Annotated in this window: 18 protein-coding genes; 13 read left to right on the top strand and 5 right to left on the bottom strand. The window is 63.8% G+C overall.

All coding sequences use genetic code 11. The annotated features are described in order from the left end of the window. The first annotated feature begins 185 nt into the window (after positions 1–185). The 4 genes from ABEL04_RS02810 to ABEL04_RS02795 all read left to right on the top strand — a co-directional run bounded on the left by ABEL04_RS02810 (position 186) and on the right by ABEL04_RS02795 (position 4,933). A complete protein-coding gene (locus ABEL04_RS02810; protein ID WP_375800862.1) occupies positions 186–773 on the top strand; it encodes a CvpA family protein in 588 nt (195 codons plus the stop codon). A 128-nt stretch (positions 774–901) separates the two neighbouring features. After that, a complete protein-coding gene (locus tag ABEL04_RS02805) occupies positions 902–1,333 on the top strand; it encodes a hypothetical protein (RefSeq protein ID WP_375800861.1) in 432 nt (143 codons plus the stop codon). 109 nt (positions 1,334–1,442) lie between these two features. Then, complete coding sequence (locus ABEL04_RS02800; protein WP_375800860.1) at positions 1,443–4,502, top strand: AAA family ATPase; 3,060 nt, start codon at positions 1,443–1,445, stop codon at positions 4,500–4,502. Between the two features lie 20 nt (positions 4,503–4,522). Continuing rightward, complete coding sequence (locus ABEL04_RS02795; protein WP_375800859.1) at positions 4,523–4,933, top strand: MerR family transcriptional regulator; 411 nt, start codon at positions 4,523–4,525, stop codon at positions 4,931–4,933. Positions 4,934–5,010: 77 nt separating this feature from the next. On the opposite strand, the gene ABEL04_RS02790 is transcribed toward ABEL04_RS02795, so the two are convergent. The 3 genes from ABEL04_RS02790 to ABEL04_RS02780 all read right to left on the bottom strand — a co-directional run bounded on the left by ABEL04_RS02790 (position 5,011) and on the right by ABEL04_RS02780 (position 8,127). Continuing rightward, a complete protein-coding gene (locus ABEL04_RS02790; RefSeq protein ID WP_375800858.1) occupies positions 5,011–5,658 on the bottom strand; it encodes a polysaccharide deacetylase family protein in 648 nt (215 codons plus the stop codon). Between the two features lie 20 nt (positions 5,659–5,678). Continuing rightward, positions 5,679–6,752, bottom strand: coding sequence for a hypothetical protein (locus ABEL04_RS02785; RefSeq protein WP_375800857.1), 1,074 nt, complete (start codon positions 6,750–6,752; stop codon positions 5,679–5,681). A gap of 127 nt (positions 6,753–6,879) precedes the next feature. Next, a complete protein-coding gene (locus ABEL04_RS02780) occupies positions 6,880–8,127 on the bottom strand; it encodes a BamA/TamA family outer membrane protein (protein ID WP_375800856.1) in 1,248 nt (415 codons plus the stop codon). Positions 8,128–8,287: 160 nt separating this feature from the next. On the opposite strand from ABEL04_RS02780, the gene purD reads away from it, so the two are divergent. From purD to ABEL04_RS02765, 3 genes are all read left to right on the top strand, one after another. Then, entirely contained in the window at positions 8,288–9,583 is a 1,296-nt protein-coding gene (gene purD / locus ABEL04_RS02775) for a phosphoribosylamine--glycine ligase (RefSeq protein ID WP_375800855.1), read from the top strand. A 32-nt stretch (positions 9,584–9,615) separates the two neighbouring features. After that, entirely contained in the window at positions 9,616–10,536 is a 921-nt protein-coding gene (locus ABEL04_RS02770) for an NHL repeat-containing protein (protein ID WP_375800854.1), read from the top strand. Between the two features lie 152 nt (positions 10,537–10,688). Beyond that, on the top strand, positions 10,689–14,201 hold the full coding sequence (locus tag ABEL04_RS02765) for a hypothetical protein (RefSeq protein WP_375800853.1): 3,513 nt from the start codon (positions 10,689–10,691) through the stop codon (positions 14,199–14,201). Between the two features lie 214 nt (positions 14,202–14,415). Here ABEL04_RS02765 and murA read toward each other — a convergent pair whose 3' ends face one another. After that, positions 14,416–15,729, bottom strand: a complete 1,314-nt coding sequence (murA, locus tag ABEL04_RS02760) for a UDP-N-acetylglucosamine 1-carboxyvinyltransferase (RefSeq protein WP_375800852.1) — start codon at positions 15,727–15,729, stop codon at positions 14,416–14,418. A 524-nt stretch (positions 15,730–16,253) separates the two neighbouring features. Here murA and ABEL04_RS02755 point away from each other — a divergent pair. The 3 genes from ABEL04_RS02755 to fbp all read left to right on the top strand — a co-directional run bounded on the left by ABEL04_RS02755 (position 16,254) and on the right by fbp (position 19,397). Further along, positions 16,254–17,420 (top strand): cysteine desulfurase family protein, encoded by a 1,167-nt coding sequence (locus ABEL04_RS02755; protein WP_375800851.1) that lies wholly within the window; start codon positions 16,254–16,256, stop codon positions 17,418–17,420. A gap of 72 nt (positions 17,421–17,492) precedes the next feature. After that, entirely contained in the window at positions 17,493–18,161 is a 669-nt protein-coding gene (locus ABEL04_RS02750) for a TIGR04282 family arsenosugar biosynthesis glycosyltransferase (protein ID WP_375800850.1), read from the top strand. 144 nt (positions 18,162–18,305) lie between these two features. Beyond that, the gene (gene fbp / locus ABEL04_RS02745) at positions 18,306–19,397 is read left to right on the top strand and encodes a class 1 fructose-bisphosphatase (RefSeq protein WP_375800849.1); all 1,092 of its coding nucleotides are present in this window, start codon (positions 18,306–18,308) and stop codon (positions 19,395–19,397) included. A 16-nt stretch (positions 19,398–19,413) separates the two neighbouring features. Here the strand turns inward: fbp and ABEL04_RS02740 are convergent, their stop codons facing one another. Next, positions 19,414–19,875 carry a DoxX family protein gene (locus ABEL04_RS02740; RefSeq protein ID WP_375800848.1) on the bottom strand — a complete coding sequence of 154 codons (462 nt, stop codon included), beginning with the start codon at positions 19,873–19,875 and terminating at the stop codon, positions 19,414–19,416. Between the two features lie 397 nt (positions 19,876–20,272). Between ABEL04_RS02740 and ABEL04_RS02735 the strand changes: the two genes are divergently transcribed. The 3 genes from ABEL04_RS02735 to ABEL04_RS02725 all read left to right on the top strand — a co-directional run bounded on the left by ABEL04_RS02735 (position 20,273) and on the right by ABEL04_RS02725 (position 25,434). Further along, positions 20,273–22,798: a zinc-dependent metalloprotease gene (locus ABEL04_RS02735; RefSeq protein ID WP_375800847.1), complete on the top strand. Its 2,526-nt coding sequence runs from the start codon at positions 20,273–20,275 to the stop codon at positions 22,796–22,798. 146 nt (positions 22,799–22,944) lie between these two features. After that, positions 22,945–23,739, top strand: coding sequence for a DUF1223 domain-containing protein (locus tag ABEL04_RS02730; protein ID WP_375800846.1), 795 nt, complete (start codon positions 22,945–22,947; stop codon positions 23,737–23,739). Between the two features lie 312 nt (positions 23,740–24,051). Then, positions 24,052–25,434: a T9SS type A sorting domain-containing protein gene (locus ABEL04_RS02725; RefSeq protein WP_375800845.1), complete on the top strand. Its 1,383-nt coding sequence runs from the start codon at positions 24,052–24,054 to the stop codon at positions 25,432–25,434. Positions 25,435–25,499: the final 65 nt, after the last annotated feature.

Below are 25,499 nucleotides of genomic sequence, written 5' to 3'. Positions count from 1 at the left end.
CGTCACTCGCTGCATCCTGGCTTCACCTTGGTCTGCCAGAGGGCTTCCGCAGAGAAGCTCGCGCCTCCGCCAAGATCATCGAGGGGTTGCACCATCCGCGTTCAGTTATTACCGTTACACTGCCGTGCTGTCTCCTCACTATTCGAATAACCAGCCTTTTCCCTGAGCGGAACAGCGGCTGTGCCATGCTCACTGTGCTCGACTGGCTTATCATCGCGATCCTCATTGGGGGCCTGTTGCGGGGCTACTCGGTTGGGGCCGTGCGACAGGTTGCGAGTCTCGTCGGGCTCGTGGTCGCCTTCCTTGTCTCGGTTGAGTTCATGGGGATGGTTGGGAACATGATTGTGGAGAGCCTCAAGCTGTCCGAGTCCCTGGCGCCTCTCGCCGGATTTACTACACTGTTTCTGGGCGTCTACCTTCTCTTCCTGGTGATTTCCCGGTTTCTGGAGCAAGTCCTCGCGTCACTTTCCCTATCGGTGTTGGACCGGGTCGCCGGTGGGGCCGTTGGCGGCTTCAAAGCAGCCCTGCTCCTGAGCCTTCTCTTTTTGGCCCTCACCGGCATAGAAGTCCCGAGTGAGAAGACGAAGAAGAAGTCGACCCTGTATCGGCCCGTCGCCCAGCTTCTGCCCCGCACCATGGAGGCCGCCGAGAACTGGTTCCCGGCTGCCAAGAGGGCCGCCGATGAGCTCGGAACGCGCGTCCGGGCTGAGATCCGGTCGCCGACGACCCCGTCGTCGGGCAAAGAGTCGGCCATGTCGAGTACTGGCCCGTGACTCCGAATCAACAGCGCTAGGAACAGCGAGCATCCCAGATATCTTTAAGAAAAAGTGAACGAAGCTTTTCACTCACTCCTTGGTTCTTGCACCCGGAGTTGTTTTCCCCGTTATCGTTCCCTGAGCCGATGGCCGTACTCGGAAGTGACATCATGATCGACATGCACGTGACCGCCGACACCGACGTCGATTCGATTCGCGGGGCCGTACTGGAGAACAGCCGCCTCAACCCCGCGCTTGCCGGCGACCTGCGGAGGGCGATCGAGGAGACGACGACGGACGTGCTCCACAACCACGGAATCACGGACTGCAGCCTCACCGTCGATCTGCAGTTTCGGGACGAACGGGTGCCCGGGGCCCCTCGAGAACGGATCGATGCGCGTCTGGACGTGGAAGGGGAGGAGTCCCTGTTGGCCTCTGTGGACGGGGCGGTCGACGCGCCGGAACGGGCCCGCATTGCGGAGGCGACGGAGGCTTTCCTAAAGGAGCACCTCGCGGACGAGGGGCTGAATGATGTCGTAGAGACGACCGTCATCGTAACCCCCGTGCAGTTCCGGTAGGCCGCGGGCGAGGGTGTGAAACAGCAGGTGGGCGGCGGAAATTTCCCGTACCGGTGCCCGTGGGCATCGAGGATGCATCCCTCCAACGCAGTGTGCTGTCCCTACCCGCATGATCCCTGTCCGCCTGGAACTGAAGAACTTCCTGAGCTACGGCACAGACGTTCCGCCCCTCGACTTTGGGACCTTCAACGTGGCGTGCCTCTCCGGCGGCAACGGGGAAGGAAAGTCGGCCCTGCTCGACGCGATGACCTGGGCCATCTGGGGCGAGGCGCGAAAGTCGAGTGGTCGTCGGAAGCCCGACGAGGAGCTCATCCGGATCGGCACCCGTCACATGGAGGTCACCTTCACCTTTGACCTGGAACACACCCGATACCGGGTCACCCGCTCCTTCTCGAAGTCCGAGACCGGCAAGACCACCTACTCCGACCTCGAGTTTCAGATCAAAGAGTCGGAGGGAGACAGTTACCATCCCCTCACGGGGGCCACCCAGCGCGAAACCCAGGCCCGAATCGAAGACACCCTCGGGCTGGACTACGACACCTTCATCAACTCGGCGTTCCTGCTCCAGGGACGATCGGACGAGTTCACGAAGAAAAGTCCGAGTCAGCGGAAGGAAATCCTCGTTCGGATCCTCAATCTCGACAAGTACGACGCCCTCGAGGACAAGGCCCGCGACCGCTGGCGGGCGGCCAAAGAGCGCCGGAAGCGCGCGGAGGCGGACATCGAACGCCTCGAGCAGTCCCTTGAGGACGTCCCAGAGTGGGAGGACGAGCGGGAGACCGTGCAGGCGAAGATCGCGGAGCAGAAGAAGCTGCTGGCCCAGCTGCGTGCCCAGGAGAAAGAACTCACGCAGGAGCGCGCCGATCTCGAAGCCAAGGCCCGGGAAGCGCAATCGGTTCGGGAGTCCATTCAGGCCCTGGATGAGCGCATCGAGCGACACCGGGAGGAGATGGACGCCTTGAGCGAACGGATCGCTGAGGCCGATGAGCTCCTGGAGGAGCAAGCGGCCATCGAGGAGGCCTACGAGGAGTATCAGTCGCTCCAGGACGAGCGGGACGTCCTTGATGAGAAGCGCGACCGGCGGCGCGACCTGGAGAAAACGCTCGAACAGGAGCGATCCACGCTCCAAGACCGACGCAACGAGCTTGAGCGTCGCCTCGACCGGCTGAAGGTCGAGCGGAACGGCCTCGCAGAGTCTCTGGAGGAGTGCCGGGAGGTACTCGCCCAACGGCCCGAGATCGAAGCGCGCGTCCGCAGGTCCCAGGCTGCGCGCCAACAGCTCGGGGAACTGAGGCGGGTCCGGCGGCAGCGGGAGCAGTTGCAGGACACCCTGAGCGAGGCCAAAGCGGCCATCGTGAAAAAGCGGCAGCAGCTGAAGGCGGAGATCGACACGCGCCAGAATCAGATTGAGCAGGAGCAAGAAGCGCTCGAAAAGAAAGACGACCTGGCAACGCGCATCGACGAGCTGGAGAGCAAGCAGCAGCGGCGGGCGGATCTCGACGAGCACCTCGAGAACATTGAGGCGCAAGGGAAACAGCTGTCGGAGACGCTGCAGGAACGCACCGGCCAGCTGGAGGCCTGGCGGGAAGAACGCGAGCGTGACGTCGAAGAGCTCCACCGATTCCGGGAGGCGGACGGCGATGTGTGCCCGACATGCGGAACGGAACTTACGGAGGCCCACCGTCGGGAGGTGGAAAGCACCCTTCAGTCTCACATCGACGAGCTGGAGACTGCCATCGAGGAAGAGGAGCGTCGGATTGAGGAACAGAAGGCCAAACGGGCCAAGCTCCGCCGGTCGTACCGCCGCCTCCAGGAAGAGCGTAGCGAGCTCGATGACGTTCCGGAGGCCCTCGCCACGGTCCGGGAGCAGTACCAGGCCTTAGAAGAAACCGCTGAATCCCTTGCTGCTCACAAAGAACAAGTCGACCAGCTCACCCATCAATTGAAAACAGGCCGTTTCGCCGAGAGCGCCCGCCGCCGGTGGCAGGCCTGCAAGCAACGTCTCGGGGCCCTCACCGTGAATGCCGACACGTTCGAGACCCTGCAGGCCCGGGCGGCCCGGCTGGACCAGCACCTGGGTCGGATCCAGGAGCTCGAGGATGCGGACCGTCGACGCGACGAGTTGGACCGCAAAATCAAACAGCACGACGAGCAGATCGGCGAGCTCCGCACGTCGCTGGAGGAGCACACAGCCTTCGAGGACCTGCGGGATCGCATCGACCGACTGGAGGAGGCCCTCGAGGACATCGACTTTGACCCGGATCGCTTCCAACAGGTGCGCCAGCGGATTCGGGACCTAGATGGAATTCCCGACCGGCGCAGCGCGCTTAAAAACGCGCAGCAAAACCGTGCGGACTGGTGCGAGCAGCGCGATCAGGTTCAGGATCGACTCGAGCAGGCGAAGGACGAAAAGGCGGCACTGGAGGAGCGACTGGAGAAATTGGAGGAGACGCTTGAGGGCAAAGAAGCACTTGTCGAAAAGCAAGAAGCCACCTCTCAGCGCGTGCAGGCCGAGGAGGATGCCCTCAGCGAGTTGCAGCAACGGCTCGGGAAGCTGGAGGCCCGTCTGGAGCAGGCCGAGTCAGATCGGGAGGCGCTCCAGGAGGCGAAGGAGGAGCGGGAGGAGGCCGCCGCGCAGCAGCATCGATTCAAGCACCTCCGCACGGCCTTCGGCAAACACGGGATTCCCTCTCTGATCATCGAGGAGACGCTTCCAGAGATCGAGGAACGGGCCAACCGCATTCTGGATCGGCTCACGGAGGGGCGGATGCACGTCCGCCTCGAGACCCTCAAGGAAAAGAAAAGCGGGGGGACCAAGGAAACCCTTGAGATTATCATCACCGATGAGCACGGGGTGCCGCGCCCCTACGAAACCTATTCGGGCGGAGAAAGCTTCCGGGTCAACTTCGCCCTTCGCGTCGCGCTCGCTCAGCTTCTGGCGGAGCGTAGCGGCGTGCGGGTTCGGACCCTTGTGATCGACGAGGGATTCGGGACGCAGGATGAGGATGGGATCGAGCGGCTGGTGGAGGCCATTCAGGCCATCCGGGAGGATTTCGCCAAGGTGCTCGTCATCACGCATCTGGAGCGACTCAAGCGCGCCTTTCCGGTGCGCATCGAGGTGGAGAAGGACCCGGCCGTCGGTTCGACGTTCGAACTGGTCGGGGCGTAGCGCGCCGACAGCGTGAGGTCGTGGACGACGCCCGACTGGGCCGAACGGTGGGGACGCTTTTCCGTACATCAGGCATCTTCAACACACTCATCCAGCGCGAGGGTGCAGCCATGTCGGAGGACGAAATTGAGAAGCTCTACCATTCGATCGGGGAGGTCAGCGAGATCGTGGATCAGGAACCGCATGTCCTGCGGTACTGGGAGCAAGAGTTCGAGGTCTTGAGTCCTCAGAAAAACCGGGCAGGCCGGCGCGTGTACACCGAGGAGGATGTCGAGACCGTCAAGCGCATCCGCTACTTGCTCAAGGAGAAGAAATACACGATCGACGGGGCACGCCAGGCGATTGAGCGCAGGGAGGCGGAGAAGGACACGGCGGAGAATCTGAAAGCACTCCGGTCCTTTCTCGTTGAGCTCCACGATCGGCTTGAATAGGCGGCCACCATCGCCGAGGACGAGGGCGACCGCGCCTTGCGTCTCACGGCCTTGGACCTGAAGAGGTCGGTCGAGCTCTAGAGGGCGTCGAAGGACCATCCCTCACTGGTAAGCGTGTCCAGAATCGTCTCGAGGGCCGGGAGGGTTACGTCCTCGCAGATCGGGTTGTCGTGCAGGACGATTACGGATCCGGGCCGCACATGCCGAATGACGAATCGGGACACGCGAGCGGCCGTAGCGGTTTTGAGGTAGTCGCCGGGCATCACGTCCCACATCACCATGCGCTGGTTTTGCTCGGCACACCACCGGCGAAGCGTACCGGTAGGGTGGCCGTAGGGGGGGCGCAGGGCGTGGATTCGGGACTGGGCAAGCTCTGACAGGCGCTTCGACGTTCGCGTCAGCTCCGCGAGCAGCTCCTTCTCCGGGACCGACCAGGGATCGACGTGGGTGTACGTATGATTGCCAATCCGATGCCCGGCCGACACGATGGCCCGGACCCGGTCGGGATGTGTCTCGGCATTCTGCCCGACGAGGAAGTGAGTCGCCTGGGCATCGTACTCAGCGAGAAGGTCAAGGAGGTCGTCCGTCATCTCCTCCGTCGGCCCGTCGTCGAACGTGAGGTACGCCGTTCGGGCCTTCGCCTCAACGCGCCACAGCATGTCCGGAAAGTAGCGCTGGAACGGGCGAAGGCCGTGCGTGGCAAGGTACGGAACGAGTACACGCATTGCGTCGCAGTGAAGGAAGCTCAAGAGCGCGTCGGCGGGGCTGGAGAGAGCAGATCGTAGAAGGCCAAGAGTCCGGCGAAGGGGACGGCAAAGACGAGGAAGAGCTCACCCGGCACGAACGACCGGAGGAGGCTGTGCTGGCCGTAGTGCCGAGCGGCCGGGACCGCAAGGAGCGCATCGCCCCCCATTTTGGCGAGAAGGACAGCGAGGGCGGGCTGGCGCCACGCCGGAACGACCACCGCCACCAGGCACGCGATCAGCACCGCCACGTGCACGAACCAGATTCCGACCGCGGCCCATCGCGGCCACCAGCCAAAGTGCCGCACGACCCTTCGGAGCAGCCGGGCCTGGCGGCAAACGTAGGCCTGAACGGACGCTGCTGGCCCACACGACACCGCAGCTTCCGGTTCGGTAGCGATGGCGGGGGCATTGTCTGCTGAGAGCATGTTCTCCTGTGAGGCCTCATCAGCTGCTGAGAAGCCCTTCACCTTGCTGGTCCTCACTGCGAGATTGGGCTGTCTGTGAGAAAGGAGCTCGTGTCCGCCGAGCCCGGCGGCCATGGCAATTTCCATGAACCGGTGGAGGGCCTCCAGCCGGGGAAGGAACCGGTCGTTGTGCTCCACGACCGTCGGCCCTACGACGATCGGGGTGTCTGGCGTGCAGCGCTGCACCATCGCCCGGGCCCAGTCCGCCGAGCCCGAACAGCTGGACGACAACACGAGGGCCACGTCGCCCTGCGCGGCCTTGAGGCCCACCTGCAGAGCGGACCAGGGGCCGGACGAGGTGGGCTCGTCGACCTCAACCCGGCGAATCTGTTCCGGGGACCCGGGCAGTGAGGAGGTCTCGGTAGAGGCAGTACACACAAGGACGACGTCCCGCTGGTCCGTCAGGATGTCTGCTTCGGTGAGCGGTTCTAGGGCATCGTGGACGTGGCCTGAGCGGGCGTCCAGGACGATAGAGGTCGGTGGCGTGTCGGAAACATCCGACGGGGACGTCCGGCGCCGGGCGACCATGTACTGAACCGAGACGATCCCGAATAGAAGAACGTAGAGCCCGACGGCTAGCACTAGCAGTGCTAAGACAGGGATTGGCACAACAGTCTACAACAGGTGATGCCATCTAAACATATGAGTCCGAACGCTTTGTCTTCAATCAGTTCGACAAACCTGCAGCCTTCGACGACGCCTCCAACCCAGACTCGGGAAGAGCCGTCGAGGCTTCTCAGTAGCTACGCGGCGTCCGGTGGTGCGGAGGGCGAAGGGCCCGCAGGTTCTGGCTGAATGTGAAGCGTACAGCCGTGACGCCCTCTGGACTCAGCCCGAGTGCGAAATCGAGGGAGGGCGTTTCCCGAAACGAAAGTCCCACGTGCAGGCCGGCAGAGGCCGACGGGCGAAGCGGGACAGATGCTCGTCCCGAGCTCAGAGACTCCTCGAACGTCAACTTAGCCCTTGCCTCCGAAAAGAATGCATCGTACACGCTTGCCGCATGGACCCCCACGTGTCCGTCGAAATCCACGACGCCCAGAATCTGGAGGATGGGGAAGCGGTACAGCATGCTGGTGAGAAACCGGTCCAAGGCCACGAATCGGGTTCGAGCCCATCCTGGCACGCGCGATCCCCCAAGCGTGGGGCGGAGGTAGTACGGAACGGCGGCCCGACCTCGGGGCGACGTGAGGGTCAGGTGCAGGCGTCCCGCGAGGTGGTGGGAGCCGCCGAGGGGCAAGAAGCCGTACGCCCCAAGGTCGAACTGGTCGAAGCGCACGACCGAGGAGGTGAGGTCGAGATACCGTGACCAGCGTCCCTGCAGCAAAACACCCCCTGTCGAACGGGAAGGGTGAGAACGGCTGTCGTACAGCACCGCAACTCCAGCGCGGAGCCCCGACTGCTGAGGACTCAAGGGACCGAGGGTGCTACTCGCAAGCTGGCGCAGGTGGGTGCGGGAGGGGCGGCCCAGGGACGAAGCCGTCGGGTTCGGCACTCGGTCAATCCGGTGCGTCGACACGCCGAGGTGGGGCTGAATGATCAGCCGATGGTCGAGAAACGCCTGCCCGACACGAACGCGAACCTGAACCGCAGAGCGCGCGATAGACTGGCGTGCGTCGAGGGTGGAGCCGGGGCCCAGGCCGTAAAACCAGTCCCGGTTCGTGTGAAGGCCCCGGGCGTTCACCAGTACGTACCGGCGGGCGCGGCGCGGGTTAGCGCTCGCCCAGGCCCCAGTGGCCACCTGCTCGTGCTGGGCCGGGGCGAACGTCAGGAGGGCCTGCGCGTTCGACCGGCCAAAATGATGGAAGACCAGTCCGGCACCGACCCCGAGCCCGACTCGTGGGCTCCAGAGATCGAAAGGGTAAATCCGCAGGTTGACGGTGGGCTCGCTGGGGGCCCCTGGGAACGCCGGCTGCCCAGCCGCGGGGGCTGCCCAACTGACGAGCAGTCCCAGGAGCAGGATGAACGCACCGGCCCGACGGGACACTCCGTCGAAACCCGTTCCACGGAGAAAACAGCGGACGGCGCTCCTGAACGCGTGCATGAGTGGACATCCTTGCCTATGTTACACCTGTTAGTGCTCGCCGGACCGAACCGGCGGGTTCCTCATGGTAACTGGTCCTCGACGCACAATCATCGAAATCCCTATGCGAATCCTCGTGATTGGAAGCGGCGGTCGGGAGCACGCCCTTGCGAAGGCCCTGGCCGACAGCTCGCAGGTGACGGCCGTCCTCACAGCCCCCGGCAATCCCGGGACGGCTCAGGTCGGCGAGAACGTGGACGTGGCCGCCATGGACTTCGATGCGCTCGTGAGTCTCGCCCAGGAGAAATCGATCGACATAACCGTGGTCGGTCCCGAGAAGCCCCTCGTGCACGGGATCGTCGACCGGTTCGAGGCGGAAGGGCTCCCCATCGTCGGCCCGACCCAAGCGGCGGCCCGGCTGGAGGGCAGCAAGGCCTTTGCCGACCGGTTCATGGCTCGGCACGACATCCCGACCGCGTCGTTCCACGTGTTCGGGGCGGACGAGTACGAGGACGCCTCAGACGCTCTCGATGCCACCGGGGCACCCATCGTGGTGAAGGCCGACGGCCTCGCCGGTGGCAAGGGCTCGTTTGTGTGTGCCACCCGCGAGGAGGCTCAGGAGGCCCTCGACCAGATTGTGCAGGACCGCGCGTTCGGGACGGCGGGTGACCGGGTGGTGATCGAAGAAAAGATGGAAGGCGAAGAGGTCAGTGTGCTTGCGCTGACCGACGGCACGCACTACGTCCTCCTGACGCCCTCGCAGGACCACAAGCCGATTGGGGAGGGGGGGACGGGGCCAAACACGGGCGGAATGGGGGCATTTGCGCCGGCCCCGATCCTGGATGGCCCCCTGCTCACCCGTATCTGCCGGGAAATCATTGAGCCGACCCTCAGCGGCATGCAGGAGGAGGGGGCGCCGTACCGCGGAGTGCTCTACTGTGGGCTTATGATCACGGCCGATGGGCCCAAGGTGGTGGAGTTCAACTGCCGCCTCGGCGACCCGGAAGCCCAGGTCATCCTCCCACTCGTGGACTCCGACCTGGCGGCCGTCTTCCAGAAGCTGCTCACAGGAGACTTGGCAGAGGGATCGCTCCGGGCCTCTAGCGAGGCCGCGGCCTGCGTGGTCCTGGCCTCGGACGGCTACCCGATTGAGTACGAGACTGGATTCGAAATCACTGGCATCGAAGCCGCCGAGCAAGTGCCGGACGTGTCGGTAATTCATGCTGGGACGGAGTATGCCGGCGACGAAACGATCGTTACCGCTGGGGGACGCGTCCTCGGCGTAACGGCCCTCGGCCCGACCCTGCCCGACGCGCTCGATCGGGCCTACGAGGGCGTCGACCATGTTCACTTCGACGGGAAGACCTACCGTCAGGACATCGGGGAGAAGGGACTGACGCACCTAGAAGACACACCGTGAGGGCCTGTGCTCGGCTCAGACACACCGGCGACATGATTCTTCGCAGTGCCACATTCCTCGTGATTGGGCTTACGGCCGCCTGGGGGCTAGCCCTGCACCCCGCCCCGGCCCAGGACACGACAGAAGAGGGAAAGGGCCCCACCCTGGCTCAATTCGAGGACGCGCGGGCCCTGGCGGTCGATCCGAGAGGGCAGCTGTACGTGGCTGACGCGGCCCGGGACGTGGTGGCCCTCCTGCGACCGAACGGCACGCGGCGCGCCGTCATTGGGGGAGGGAGCACGCAGGCCGGGTCGTTTAACGAACCTTCGGATGTCGACCCGACAAACGGACAGGTACTGCTGGTCGCTGACACCTATAATGGGCGCGTGCAGCGGTTTTCGGGGGAGGGTAGGTATCTCGAAACGCTATCCATTGGACCAGACGATCAGACCGACTCTGAATCGTGGGTATTCAGTGACCGACAGAGCGGGTTTGCGGTGCAGGGGGCAGGGCGCCCTGTGGCCGTCGTGAGCAGTAGCGACGGAGCGATTTTCGTGATCGACGCACGTGGAGGCGTGCTCCGCAAATGGACCGAGTTCGGCCGACTGCAGCGGATCGCCGGGGGGAACCGGCGAGGAGCCTCCCAGCTAAAGGATCCTGTGGCCCTGGCGCTCGGATCCGAGCGACGACTTTACGTCGCCGATGCGGGGCAGGGGAGAGTTCTCGTGTACGACCGGTACGGCACGTTCATCCGGCGTCTGCGAACCCCACCGCTCCCCAAGGTCCGGGCCTTGACGATGCATCAGGGACGCCTCTGGATCGTTTGTGCCGACCGATTGGTGATCTGGACCCGTGCGCAGCGACAGGTGACGGAGCGTTCCATAGACCTCGAGAAGCCACTCGTAGACGCTGCTCCCCAACCCAGTGCGCTGTACCTGCTTACCCGGACGCGCCTCACTCGTCGGTCCAGGTAAGAATTCCCGTCTGGGAAATCTAGACGCTGAACCATTGAGGTGATTTTCTAATTTCGGGATACCGCCCTCTCTTCCGTATCGGCTCCGAGGGGCTCCGCTTCGGAAAAATTGCACTCCTGGTCCTGCTCGCAGGGACGGGGGGCGGACCAGCCGTGGCGCAGGACACTACCCGGGTCTTCGACGACATCGGTCGCCACCGGGACACGATCGACACCTTCCAGCCCCAGCCCTACAAACTCCGGCCTTTCGTCCTTCCCAACAGCGAAAAGATTTGGGTGGGAACGACCCGACTCGACACCTCCGAGTACCGTCTCGATCCCCGCACTGGCCGCCTCTGGGTGTCCCGTACCGATCTCCTCGGGGCCCGCGACACCTTGTTCGCCAACTATCGCACGTACCCGTTTGCGTTCAAGGACGTGTACCGCCAGCGGGCCCCCGATTCGAGCGCCTTGGCCGACAGCGCGACCGTGGCCGTGGTCGAGGAAGAAGCCGCCAATTCCTCCGGGTTCGATCCATTTGAGGGGCTCGACATCCAGCGGAGCGGTTCGATCTCGCGGGGCTTCGTGGGGGGCTCCAATCGGGACGTGACCCTGGACTCAGGCTTGCGGCTGCAACTTCAGGGCGAGGTCGCCGACAGTGTTTTTGTCCAGGCACTCCTGACGGACCAGAATACCCCAATCCAACCGAAGGGCACGACGCAGCGTCTCCAAGACTTTGACCGCGTTTTCTTCGAGGTCGAAGCCCCCCAGGGCACGGCCCGCCTCGGCGACGTGGACGTATCGCTGAACGGCGGCCTGTTTGGGCAGTTCACGCAGAAGGTGCAGGGGGCGGCGGTGAGAACGGACGGGCTCGGAACGAGCGTCGGACTGGACCAGGGCACGGCCACGGCCTTCGGGGCCGTAAGCCGCGGTCAGTACCGGACGCAGGACCTCGAGCCGATCGATGGGGTCCAGGGGCCCTATCGCCTGCGGGGCAAGAACGGGGAGGAGGCGATTATCGTGATCGCAGGGTCGGAGCAGGTCTATCTCGACGGCAAGCGCCTGACCCGTGGCCGCAGTGAAGACTACGTCATCGACTACACGCAGGCGGAGATCACCTTTACGGCGGAGCACCTCATCACCGACGACCGCCGCATCACGGTTGAGTTTCAGTACTCCACGACCCAGTTCACCCGGACGCTGGTCGGGGGACGAGCAACGGCAGGATCCTGGCTTGGGGCCGACGGCGAGCCCCGCCTGAACGTGGGGGCGACCGTCCTGCGGCAGGCGGACGGGCGCGACTTCCTCACCGCCTTTGACCTGTCACGACAGGACTCGCTGCGTCTCGTCCGCGCCGGGGACGACCCGGCTGTTCGGAGCGGGGCCCGGCGGGTCAAGTTTGACCCGGACGCTCCGTACGTCCACTACCGAAAACAACCAATCACGACGCCGGACGGGTCGCGGGACACCGTCTTCGTGGCCGTGGACACGGCCCCGCCTGCGGGAACGCCGGTGTTCCGGGTTCGATTCACGCGGGTCGGGCAGGGGGAAGGACGCTACCAGCGGGCGGGGCAGGACGTGAACGGCGTCGTCTACGAGTACGTGGGTCCGGAAGAAGGGGCTTACGATCCCATTCAGCCCCTTCCAGCCCCTACGAAGCAGCGGTTGGTGGACCTGACCGGATCCGTAGAGCCCCTACCAGGCGTTGAGGTATCCGGCGAGTGGGCCCGGTCCCTGAACGATCAGAACCGGCTTTCCGCGCTCGACACGGGAAACGACCGGGGGCAGGCCTACGCCGTTGGGATTCAGGTCGACCCCATCCCTCTGGAGGTCGGAACCACGCACCTAGGAGACATCTCGGGACGAATCCGGCGCCGTCAAAGGGGAGAACACTTCGTGACGTTTAACCAGACCCGCCCGATTGAGTTTGGGCGTCGCTGGAATCTCTCCCAGGGCGGATCCGATCTTCCGGCTCGTCTCCGCGACCGCGGAACCGAAACCGTTGATCAGGGGCGCATCACGTTCAACTGGGGCGAACGGTCGACCCTGGAGGCGGGGCTCGGTCGATTGGCCGTCGGCTCCGCGTTTGAGGCCTGGCGGCGGCGTGGCCAAGTTGCGGTTCGGGAGGAGTGGGGGCCGCGCCTCAACCTCCAGACGGTCTCCATTGCTAGTCGGAACCGGGCCGCTCAGGTCAAGGGGAACTGGCTGCGCCAAACCGGAACCGTGCGGCAGTCGCTCGCCGGGGGCCTCCTTAAGCCTCGCCTTGAGGTGGAGCGCGAGCAGCGGCGCCAACAAGTCCTTGGGTCGGACAGTCTGACCGACGACTCCTTTCGGTTCCTTGAGCTTCGTCCTGGCCTTGTGGTCGACTACGGACCGGTGCAGGCGACGAGCAGTCTGGAGTACCGAACGGAAGACGGCCCGGCCGACGGGCAGTTTCGCCAGGCCTCTACGGCGTGGACGGCCCAGACGGAGCTCGCCTACAGGCCGTCGGGGCCGTATCGGGGTTCTCTCCAGGGAGGATACCGGCGCCGCCGAGTGACCGATTTCTTCCGCCGCCGGGAGCAGCGGCAGGGCACCGAGTCGGTAATCCTGCGCTTTGAGGGGGAGGCCAATCCTCTCGATCGGGCCCTCAGCGCGCAGGCCTCCTACGACGCGTCCACCGAGCGAACGCCCGTCCTGCGGGAGATCTACGTTCAGACGCGACCCGAACGGGGCCGGTTCGTCTGGCGGGATCGCAACGAGGACGGGGTTCAGCAGATCGACGAGTTCGTTCCCGAGACTACTCCCAACGAGGGAGCCTACGTGCGTCGATTTGTGCCGTCGGACACCCTCGAGTCGGTCGTGAGCCTCCGGACTCGCGCGCGGCTCACCCTGCGCCCACGGCGCCTGTGGCGCGGTGGCGGATCGTGGTGGAAGCGGTGGCTGAGTCGGGTGACGACCGAGACTAGCGTCGAGATCCGAGAGGAAAGCCGAACGGAGTCGCCCGCCGAAATCTACCGGCTGAACCTGTCGCGCTTCCGGCGTCCAGGACGCACGCTCGACGGCTCCTTCCGACTGGAGCAGCGCGTAGAACTATTTCGGACGCAACGCGAGTACGGCATCGACCTCAAGTGGCGCCGGAAGCGAGGGCTCAGTGAGCGTGCGGCTGGCACGGAGCGCCAGTTCCTGAACCGGTGGACACTGGAGGGACAGGTCCGGCCCACAGCACAGTGGGGGCTTGAGGTTTCGGGTACGGTCAAGCGTGATCGGGTGAAGAGTGAAGCGTTCGCCAGGGCCCGCAGCTACGACATTCGAACGGTCCGCCTCCGGCCAAGCGTGACCTACCAGCCGAGCCGGACCCTTGATCTCATCCTCGCGGGGGTGTACGCCCGGAAGCGAGATCGCCTGAAGGGCCGTCAGGCAGACCTCTACCGGCTTCCAGTCGAACTCACCTGGAGCCGGGCTGGACGCCTGCGGCTAACGGCCAACGCCGAGCTCGCCCGGGTCAACCTCGCCGGGACGGCCGTTGGGCGGGCTCAGTTTGAGCTGACTAGAGGACGCGGCCGGGGCACGTCCCTACTCTGGGGCATACAGGGGCAGTACTCAATCACCCAGAATCTCAATGCAACGGTGAACTACGACGGCCGAGCCCCAGCCCAAGCGTCCCCCATTCACACCATTCGCGTACAGGTGAGCGCTTCCTTCTAACCCTAGGGACCCGAGGCCCATTCTTCGGGATCGCGCATCCCGGCCTGAATCCGGCTTAACCCGGCACTCGCATCGTTGCGAACGCAATCCAGCTCCGCAGCAGTTTGGGGAAAATCGAGCTTCCGTTCGGTGATCTCGATGCTGGCTCGATCCGGATCCCGGTTGCGTGTCGCTCAGCTCATTCTTCGTGGGCCTTGGGGACAGAAAGAAACCGTCAAGAGGCCGTTTCCAGATCCGGCTCCGCAAACTCGTCGTACTCCTCACGGTGGATTGAAATGCCTGCGTCACGGAGTTTCCCTTCGAGATTTTCGTAGCCGCGGTCGAGGTGGTAGACGCGGAGCACGTCCGTGGGGCCCTCAGCGATCATCCCGGCCATCACGAGTGAGACGCCGGCGCGGAGGTCCGTGCTCATTACCTTCGCCCCCTTGAGCGGGGCGCCACCATGGACCGTGGCCGTGTTGCCGTCCACCTCAATCTCCATCCCGAGGCGCTGCAGTTCGGGGACGTGCTTGAATCGGTCGTCGTAAATCGTATCGGTGACGGTAGCCGTGCCGTCCGTCGTGCCAAGGAGAACTGTCCACTGCGCCTGCAGGTCGGTGGCGAAACCGGGAAACGGGGCCGTCTCAATCGATACAGGACGCAGTGTGCCGGGGCGCGTAACGGTCACCGTGTGCTGATCGTACGAAACGTCGACCCCGGTCTCGGCGAGGCGCTCCTTAAAAACGGGCCCGAGGTGCTCGTGGGTGCCTTCGTGGATGTCGACGGGCGTCCCTGGGTCGGCTGCCGTGGCGGCCATAAGGATGAACGTGCCAAGCTCGATGCGGTCCGGAGTATTGCGGAACGTCCCAGTATTAAGCTGGTCGACGCCCTGAATTTCGAGGGTCCGGGTGCCGAGGCCGTCGATCTGGGCCCCCATTTCCTGCAGGGCACGGCCGAAGGCCACCACGTCGGGCTCCGTGGCGGCATTTTCGATCTTGGAGCCCCCGCGGGCCGTCACGGCAGCGAGGAGCAGATTGATCGTCGCGCCCACGCTGACCGGATCGAGCCGAAACGTCCCTCCGTCAAGCCCTCCGGGCGGCGTCGAGGCGTAGACGTAGCCCTCGTCCAGTTCGATGTCGGCCCCGAAGGCCTTCATGCCTTCGATATGGAGGTCGACTGGACGCGGCCCCCACGCACAGCCGCCGGGGAGAGACACTTTTGCCTCCCCGCAGCGACCCAGCAGTGCGCCGAGCATGTAGAAGGAGGCGCGCATCTTTTTCACGAGTTCGTAGGGCGCCACGGGCGTTTCGAGGGTCGTAGCGTCCACCGAGAGCGTATTGGCGGCGGAATCGAAGTCTACCGACGGACCACTTACCTCGATCACCTTCGAAAACGTCCGTACGTCGCGGAGATCCGGAACGTTGGTGATGGTGGAGGGGCCTTCCGCCAAGAGGGTGGCCGCCATGAGAGGGAGCGCGGTGTTCTTCGATCCGCTGACAGTGAGCGGGCCCTCAAGTGGAGAGCCGCCGTGTACGACGAGTTTTTCCATGGGGGGAGAGCAAGGCCGAGTTGACTGGAGCACACGAACGAGCACGCGGGCTGTGACGTGCCCGGGGTGAAACTGCGAGTACCAATGGGCTCCGCCGACATTTGTTCGTCGGGAGGAGCAGGTCTCGTCCGCCTTGAGGGGGCCCTTGAGGAGGGGGGCAAGGGATGTGTGCGAGCCCCTCGCGCCCAGCAACTCTCAAGAGCAAAATTTGCAACTCGTGTCGAAAACTACTTTCCGCTGCTCTGGATGGTCCACATATTGTCCTCCGCCTTCATCGGACTGTTCTCCTTTCAAAACCGAGCGGTGAAGTGACGGCGGCCCCCAGGGCGCGACCTCCACGACCTCGAAACCCGTGCGCGACCTCCTCGGACCCCTAGAGAAAGTAGGCACCGACCGGCCATTCAATCCTTATCTTCCACCAATCCATCCGACCCACAAACCTTGCAGGTTCTCGCCTGAATCAGCCTCCCCGCAGCTTCGTTAGTGGAAAGCCCACGTTTCAGTTCGGTCTTCCACCATTCTCTATGGATCGCGTTTATCTCGACCACGCCGCCACGACGCCCCTAGACCCGGAGGTGCTCGAGGCGATGAAGCCCTACATGCTGGACCAGTACGGGAACGCCTCTTCCGTGCACCAGCTGGGGCGCCAGGCGCGAGTGGCGATGGAAGAGGCCCGAGAGCGCGTCGCCGCGTGTTTGGGGGCCGAGTCTAGCGAGATTATCTTCACCAGCGGCGGGACCGAGGCCGACAACCTGGCGCTGAAAGGCGTGCTTCAAGCCGCCTCGGCAGGGGGCGACCCCGCCGGCCTGGTGACCTCGGCCGCCGAGCACGAGGCCGTTCTCCGACCAGCCGAACGCCTTCAGGAGCAGGGACACCCGGTCACGATTCTCTCCCCCGAGGCGCACGGGGCCGTCACGCCTCGCCAGGTCGATGCAGCAATCGACGACCGCACGGCGCTCGTGTCGCTTATGCATACGAACAACGAGATTGGAGTCCAGACCGATGTCCCGGCCGTGGCCGACGTCTGCGAGGCCCACGACGTCCTCTTCCACTGCGACGCCGTGCAGGCGGCAGGCCTCCAGTCCCTGAATGTCGACGCGCTCGGGGTGGACCTGTTGTCGATGTCGGGGCACAAGTTTTACGGACCGAAGGGAATCGGGGTACTGTATGTTCGGAACGGCGTCGACCTAGGTCCTCTCGTCGAGGGCGGTTCGCAAGAGCGAGAGCGCCGGGGGGGCACCGAGAACGTTCCGGGGGCAATTGGGCTGGCCGAGGCCCTTGAACGAGCCGTGGACCAGGCCCAGGCGCGGGCCGAGCGGCTCTCCCGGCTCCGGGAGCGACTTATCGACGGGCTCGACGAGGCAGTGATGGGCCGCTATGTGCTCAACACGCCTGCCCGAGAGGCCTCCGTCGCGCCCCACGTGGTGAACGTAGCATTTCCTCCCGCCAACGGTGAGCCGCTCGACGGAGAGATGCTCATCCTTAATCTGGACATGGAGGGCGTGCTCGTCTCGGCAGGGTCGGCCTGCACCAGCGGGGCCCTGGAGCCGAGTCACGTTCTCACTGCAATCGGCCTCGAGCGGCCCACCGCGTCCGCGGCCGTTCGCTTTTCGCTCGGGGCGGGCACGACAGCGGACGACATCGACTATGCCCTTGAGAAGCTCCGGTCTACCCTTCAGCGCATGCGCTAGCCCCTGCCCCCGGCTAGAGGGGGCCTCTCCGGTCCGCTTTTCCGTGATCCCTGTCCGCGCACTCCATCTCTTATGGATCAGGCCCTGCTCCTTTTCGCCAAAGCCCCCCGGCCAGGGGCCGTGAAAACGCGCCTTACGCCGGTCCTATCGCCGGCCGAAGCCGCTCGGCTCTACACCGCATTCCTCCGAGACACTTTGCGACGGGTCGTTCGGCTCGACGCCGATGTGCGACTGTACCTGGCCCCTCCGCTCCCGGACGACGGGATCGACGGCGTGCCCACTGGCGTGAACGTCCATGTGCAGCAGGGCTCCTCGCTCGGGGCTCGAATGGCACAAGCCTTCCGCGAAACGTTGGGCGACGGGGGCGAGCGGGTTCTTCTGATGGGGAGCGATCACCCGACGTTGCCCCTCTCCTTCGTCCGCCAGGGATTTCAGGCCCTGGTGGACGACCGTTCCCTCTGCGTCGGACCCGCCGAAGACGGAGGATTCTACCTGCTTGGCATGAATAACTTCTACCCACAGCTTTTCGCGGACATGTCGTACAGCCATTCGCAGGTCCTGTCCGACACGCTGGCGCGGGTGGGGCGGACTGATGCCCACGCAACAGTGCTGCCGCGATGGTACGACGTAGACACGCCGCAGGATCTGGCCCGGATGTGTGCCGATCTATCGGACGGACAGGTGGATGCACCCCATACCCGGCGTCTCGTCGATCGTCTCGGCCTCGAAACGCTGGTCTGATGAGTTCTGCGTTCAGGGGAGCGTGGCGCAGCGTTTCAGGAAGGGTCCGCTTGGAACCCCTTCCAGAATCTTGTATGTTGTCGTCCGCACCATCTCATCGAGAAAACGCCTTTTCCGTACCCCTCAATCGATTCGTCGCCTACCATGACCAATCAAAGCCACTCGTGGTCTCACGCCGGCGATGGGACCTCTGAAGCGGAATTGGGATCGTTCAAGACCCTCGAGCAATTCATCCTCGAACGCCAGGATCAGTTCTCTCACTCAACGGGTGCCTTCTCCCGGCTCCTCCGGGACATCGGCCTGGCAGCGAAGACGGTGAATCGGGACATGCGCCGGGCCGGGCTGATTGACGTTTACGGAAGCACCGGGGAGACGAACGTGCAGGGAGAGGTGCAGCAGAAGATGGACGCCCTGGCTCATCGCGAATTTACCCGGGCCCTGCGCCGCGGGGGGGAGTGTTGCCTCATCGGATCCGAGGAGCACGCCGAGGCCATTCCGCTGAGTGGCACATCGGAAGAAGGGGACGGGAAGTACATCGTGCTGCTGGATCCCCTCGACGGCTCGTCCAACATCGACGTGAACGTCTCGGTCGGGACCATTTTCAGCATCTACCGGCTGCCCGACGAATACAGCAAAGACGAACCAGATCCGGACGCGGCCTTGCAGCCAGGGACGCAGCAGGTTGCGGCAGGGTACGTCGTGTACGGCTCCTCGACGATGCTCGTGTACACGACCGGGAACGGGGTGAATGGTTTCACGCTCGACCCGTCGATCGGGGAATTCCTACTTTCTCACCCCGACATCCAGACCCCCACGCGGGGACGCCTCTTCTCGATCAACAGTGGCTACTACCATTCCTTTGAGGAGGGATTGCGGGAATACCTCGACTGGCTACAGGAGAGAGATCCGGAGACAAACCGGCCCGCCAAGACCCGCTACATCGGGTCGTTCGTGTCGGACTTCCACCGCAACCTGTTGAAGGGCGGGATCTACATGTATCCGGCCACGGAGGGCAGTCCGGACGGGAAGCTCCGACTCATGTACGAGGCAAACCCCATGGGCTTCATTGCGGAGCAGGCGGGTGGGGCCGCCTCGGACGGCCACACTCGCATCCTGGAGAAGACGCCGGACAAGCTGCACCAGCGCACGCCCCTCTTCATCGGCAGCGAAGAGATGGTTCGTCGGGCCGAATCGTTTCTGGAAGAGACCTCCGATCGGGCGTCGGCCCGCCCGTAGCGCTCCCCCGGAAGGGTCAGACCGTCGGGTGCTGGGGGCGATCGGAGGGTGGGGGCACCTCGCGTCGCCAGCGGGCGTCGAGCGACCAGCGCCCGCTCCCGAACGCGCACACAATGAGGAGCAGAAAGAGCACCAGCGCCGAAAATTCCAGGGACTGGTTGGCCGACAAGAGCCCCTCGCGCCAGTGCACCAGGAACACGGCGCCCATTAGCACGGGAAGCTGTGCAAGAGCCGCCAGCCGGGTGTACAGCCCCACGGTGATGAGCGCGCCACCCACCAGGTGAGCGGCCGTCACGTAGACGGCAATTCCTGAGAACGAGACATCGGGCGTAGTGCCTCCTACCAGTTGGCGCAGCCCCTCGTCCGTGAGGAGAAGCGCGAGCCCCCGGAAGAACAGTCCGGCGCCGAGATACACGCGGAGCATGTCCAGAACAAGGTCCCGGTGTACCTCAAGGCGTCGCAGGAGGTCGTGAAGCATGATCACTCCGGGCCGGGTCTGAAAACGAGCAAATGCGAAGAGATAAACAAGCCGCGTCGCCCCACGATCCAGCCCTTCTGGGCTGCCGATGATTGATCGCGAACGCTAGGAGCGCAAAGAACATCGCCCCCAGGATGTGGTCTCGTCGGGGAGCGGGCGGCGAGAGATCCACCCTGGAGGTAGGAGGGCACTGGCGTGGACAAGCGTGCAGAGCGATCCCAAAACATGCTGGTGCGGTTCATGGCTCCCCGTCCTCTCTTCAACGAGAACGACAGGTTCCAGGCTTGCTTTCCTCGACGCTGAGTTGAATTATGAGATCGGATTAAAGAGTTTCCATTCCGAAATCGGCCCTCACTCTGGAAGTCCCTGTTCCTTCGTTCCCGACTCCACACCTCCCATGACCGACCGCCAATCTGCACTTGCCCCAATGTGGCTGCTTCTCGGGGCTGTGCTCTTAACTACTGGACTCATCGCAGGCTGCGCCGGCACAAAACCTGCGTCAAGCAAGAAGCAGGCACAGAATCAGGCCTCCACAGAGAACGCGAGCAATGGAAACGGCCTGAAGCCCTTCGATGACGTGATTCCTGACACGGCCCGCACAGATCCGGGCCTCATTACCACGCATCGATTCAAGGACAAGCTTTACCTCGAAATTCCGGACTCGCTGCTCGGCCGCGAGATGCTGATGGTGTCCCGCGTGTCGCAGGCGCAGTCGGACCTGGCCTATGGCGGGGAGAAAGTGAACACGCAGGTGCTTCGGTGGCAGCGACGGGGCGACAAGCTCCTCCTGCGGGTGGTAAGCCACGAAAAAACGGCCAACCCCAGCGATCCGGTGTACAAGGCTGTACAGAACTCGAGCTTCGAGCCCATCCTGAAAACCTTCGGGGTCGAGGCGCTCAACGAAGACTCGTCGGGCGTCGTCATCAACGCGACCAAGCTCTACACCAGCGACGTCCCGGCCCTCGGTCTCCCCAAGTCGGCACGGAAGCAATATGGGGTGCGCCGACTCGACGGAAGCCGGACGTTCCTCAATGGTGTTGAGAGCTTTCCGAAGAACACCGACGTGGAAGTGATCCTCACATACGAGGCGCAGAACCCGCCCTCCAGTGAGTCGTCGGGAACCATCAGCGTGGCGATGAACCACTCGATGGTGCTTCTTCCCGAAGAGCCCATGGCGCCGCGCTTGTGTGACAAGCGAGTCGGGTACTTTGGGGTCGAACGCACCGATTACAGTTCGGGGGAGCAGCAGGCCGCCGAGAAGTGCGTCATTACGCGGTGGCGCCTGGAGCCGAGCGACATGGAGGCGTTCCGCCGGGGCGAGCTGGTGGAGCCGAAGGAGCCGATTGTGTACTACATCGACCCGGCCACACCCGAGAAGTGGCGCCCTTACGTCAGGAAAGGAATCGAGGACTGGCAGAAGGCCTTCCGGAACGCCGGATTCAAGAACGCCATCGTGGCCCGAACCCCCGCCGAGGCCGACTCGGCCTTCGACTCGGACGACGTTCGCTACTCGACGGTCCGATGGTTCGCCTCCGAGATCCCGAACGCGTACGGCCCCAATGTTCACGACCCCCGTTCCGGCGAAATCTTGGAGAGTGACATCGGGATGTACCACAACGTGCTCAGCCTGCTCCGGAACTGGTACTTTGTCCAGACGGCCGCGGTCAACCCGAAGGCCCGGGGCCAGACGTTCGACACCGATGTAATGGGCAAGCTCCTCCGGTTCGTGGTAGCCCATGAGGTGGGGCACACGTTAGGCCTTCCCCACAACTGGGGATCCAGCAACGCCGTGCCGGTTGATTCCCTGCGCTCACCGTCGTACACGTCGACCCACGGCACAGCCCCCTCCATCATGGACTACGCACGATTCAACTACGTGGCTCAGCCCGGTGACAGGATCAAGGATTTCGTGCCCGAGATTGGCACCTACGACAAGTGGTCGATTGCGTGGGGGTACCGGCCAATGCCCGAGGGGGAAACCCCGAAGCAGGATGCCGAGCGTCTTGACGAAATGATCCGCGAGCGCGCCGGGAACCCGCGCTACTTCTACGGTCGGCAGACCCTCCAGCCCGTAGATCCGCGGTCGCAGAGCGAGGATCTCGGTCGCAACGTCGTCGTGGCTGGCAGTCTCGGCGTCGAGAACCTCAAACGCATCGTGCCGAATCTCATCGACTGGACGGAAAGCGAGGGCGGCAACTACGAGGAACTGGAAGAGCTGTACGGAGAGGTCGTAAACCAGTGGCGGCGCTACTTGGGCCACGCAGCCCGCCATGTCGGGGGTGTTCATGAAACGTTTAAGACGTACGCACAAGAGGGACCGGTCTACGACTCGGTTCCGGCCGCTCGACAGCGTGCGGCGATGCGATTTCTCAACAGGCAAGGGCTCCAGACTCCCAAGTGGCTCGTGGAGACCGACGTGTTGCGCCGCATTGAAGCCTCCGGAGTCCTGAACCGTGTGCGTGAGGCGCAGGTCGGCATCCTCAACCTTCTGCTTCGTCCTCAGCGGATGGCGCGGCTGATTGAGGGGCGTGCCGTAGGAGCGGGCACGAACGGCTACTCGCCCGCTGCTATGCTTGCGGATCTGCGTGAAGGCGTCTGGACCGAACTTGAAACGGGGGCAGCAATCGACACGTACCGTCGCAACCTGCAACGGGGCTATCTCGAGCGGATGGACCACCTGATGACCGCCCAGGTGGAGTCCCCCGACCTCCCCGAGCAGTTCGAGGACTACATGATCCAGACTCCGGTCGACGTGCGTCAGTCGGACATCCGGGCGCTTGTCCGCAGCGAGCTCCAGACCCTCCGTGAGGATGTGGAAAATGGCCTCCGTCGGACGTCTGACGAGATGACGCGGATGCATCTCGAGGACGTGCTCGTCCGCATCGACCAGATTCTCCAGGGCGAAGAGGAGACTGCAGAGTAGCCCCCTGGCCACGTGCTTGCTACAGGTTGGCGTTCACCTGCTGCGACTTCCGATGGGGGCCTCGTGCCTTCCCGACGGTCCGTAACGACTCACGCCTGTCGCCAACTAAGCAGTTCACTGGTCTAGGATTATTGTCCTCCATTCCCATGCGTTTGCGATTGTCAGCTGCGGGACTGCTCGCCGCAGGACTGATTGGAATAGGGGTCCTCCCGGAGACCCCTGGCAGCACGGCACACGACTCCTCCAGGGATAGTGCGCGGACCGCGACCAAAGGGATCGCGGTCGTCGAACTGTTTACGTCGGAGGGATGCTCGAGCTGCCCGCCGGCCGACCGGCTCCTGAGAACGCTAGTGAAGGAGGCCCGATCGTCGGACCGACCGGTCTACGGCCTTTCGTTCCACGTTGATTACTGGAACGACCTCGGATGGAAAGACCCCTACAGCACGCCCGCCTTTTCACAACGGCAGCGTCGTTACGCGGAGGCGCTGGGCGTTCGCGTGTACACGCCGCAGATGGTCGTCAACGGGACTGAGGCCTTCGTTGGATCGAGACGCTCCCAGGCCCGATCGGCCCTCCAGTCTGCGCTGTCGGAGGCCGCACCGGTGGACCTCCAGGTCCAACTCACCTCCGACGCGGCACAGTCGCCAGCGGTACGCGCCACGATGTCCAATCCGCCCACCGACGCTGTCCTTCGAGCGGCCCTGGTGGAGCGGGGATTATCGCAGTCGGTCCGAAGCGGAGAAAATGCGGGCCGCACGCTTCGCCACGCCAACGTCGTGCGGGCGTTCAAATCTGCCTCAGCGAAGGCGACCCGCTCGTTCGAGTTCGCGGCTCCGTCCACCCTTGATCCGTCCAGGGCGTCGATTATCGTTTACGTGCAGGATCGAATGTCGATGCAGATCCTCGGGGCGGCGCGGGTTGATCTCCGTGCATCCTCGTAACGGCCGGATGACCAACGGGGACGTGATTGAGCCCCTCGCACGTGTTGGGCCCGAGGCCGATCGAGCGCCGCTATTTCGCGTAGCCGAAGACCACCCCTCCTTTGCAGTCTTGGAGGGGGACGTGTGACTGTCGCTGGTTGGATTCCGAGGGAGGAGAACGGCTCAGAGCCCCCTTCAAGTCTGGGGGTTGTAACCTGGTGAGTCTCAATTCTTCCACTGGAGGACGTGAACCGACGGAAGGAGGGCAGCAGAAGTCCTTCTGCTGCAGTTTCCGGGATTCTCGCTCGTCTTCTCAACCAGATCCTCCAGCCCATGCGACCCTTGATACCGCTTGTTCTCTTCACGCTGTTCGCCGCTCCTGTGCAGGCGCAGCTTCCCACCTCTCTGCTGGACAACTTCAATCGATCGGACTCTGATGCTCTTGGAATGACCCCTACTGAGCCGGAATCCATTCAGTGGAGCGAAAAGGGAGAGGAAGTGGGGTCCGGCACTGATCTTACGTCGGAAGAGACGGTCCGCATCGAGAGCAATACAGCTCTCCTACAGAGCGGCGCCAAGGACGGACAGAAGTGGGCGGCCGTGGACATGAGCAATGTGAGCGGATATCCTACGACCCTCGATGATGCAAGCGGGGTCGTCACGTGGGCGTTCAACATGCGGCAGAACCAATCGAACCCGGAGGGATTTTCGGCGGGGGAGCACGGCCTGATGTTCGTCCTGGCGTCCAGCAGCAATGACTTTCCAGGAAGTGGAAACGCATACGCCATCGTCCTGGGTCAGGATGGAGGTTCGGACAACTTAAAGCTCGTTTCTTTCAACGGGGGATACGGGAAGGAGGGGGACTTCGCAGACATCATACGTTGGTCGGCCGACCTCAGTACCGAGTACCTGAGTGTGCGCGTCACCTTTGATGCGGACAACAAGACCTGGACGCTGTACGCCGAGAAAGCCAACGGGGGCTATCCGCGGTCCGATCCCCGGAACGTGCCTGCCTCGGCCGAACGGGGAACGGCCCAGAACAGCGACCTGACTGGGGATGGGCAAAAGTACCTAGGAATGCTTTGGAACCACGGGCAAGACGATGCCGCGCAGGCCTTTTTTGACGACCTCTACGTGACTGATCCCAGCAATCAACTTCCGGTTGAGATCGCTGCATTCAGGGCCTCGACCCGCAGCGACAGGGTGCATTTACGGTGGACGACCGCCTCCGAAACCGAAAATGCGGGCTTCGAAGTGCGACACGTGTTCGACGGGACGACCGAAACCATCGGCTTCGTGGACGGCGGCGGGACGACCTCGCAGCCGACCCAATACACATTCGCAACCGAAGAACTGGTGCCCGGGACCCACACATTTCGCCTGATTCAGGTGGACCTGGACGGCAGCACCACCCTCGGTCCCAAGCGTGTCGTCCGAATTCAGCCTCAGGGGGTGGAGCTGTCCGCACTCGGCCCGAATCCAGTGGGAACGGGACAGCCCATTTCTTTCCGGATCGCCTCTGAGACCAAGCAACCCGTGACCGTGACCGTGCACGACATGCTCGGCCGGACCCTCCAAACGGTATACGACGGACCGATTGGGGGCCAGGGCACGACGCTCTCGGTGCCAACTACGTCTCTTTCAGCGGGGGTCTACTTCCTCCGCGCTCAAAGCCCCTCTGGCATCACAACTCGCCGGGTTGTCGTTCTGAAGTAGCGGCGGGAAGAGGCCCATTGTTCTTTCCGGCGCTGCGCGTCCTCGGAGTCGGGCGGTTCGCGTAT

Source organism: Salinibacter sp., assembly GCF_042218895.1.
Classification (GTDB): Bacteria; Bacteroidota; Rhodothermia; order Rhodothermales; family Salinibacteraceae; genus Salinibacter.
Note: the sequence above shows the minus strand (reverse complement) of the source record. Positions and strands in the feature narration are given on the sequence as shown.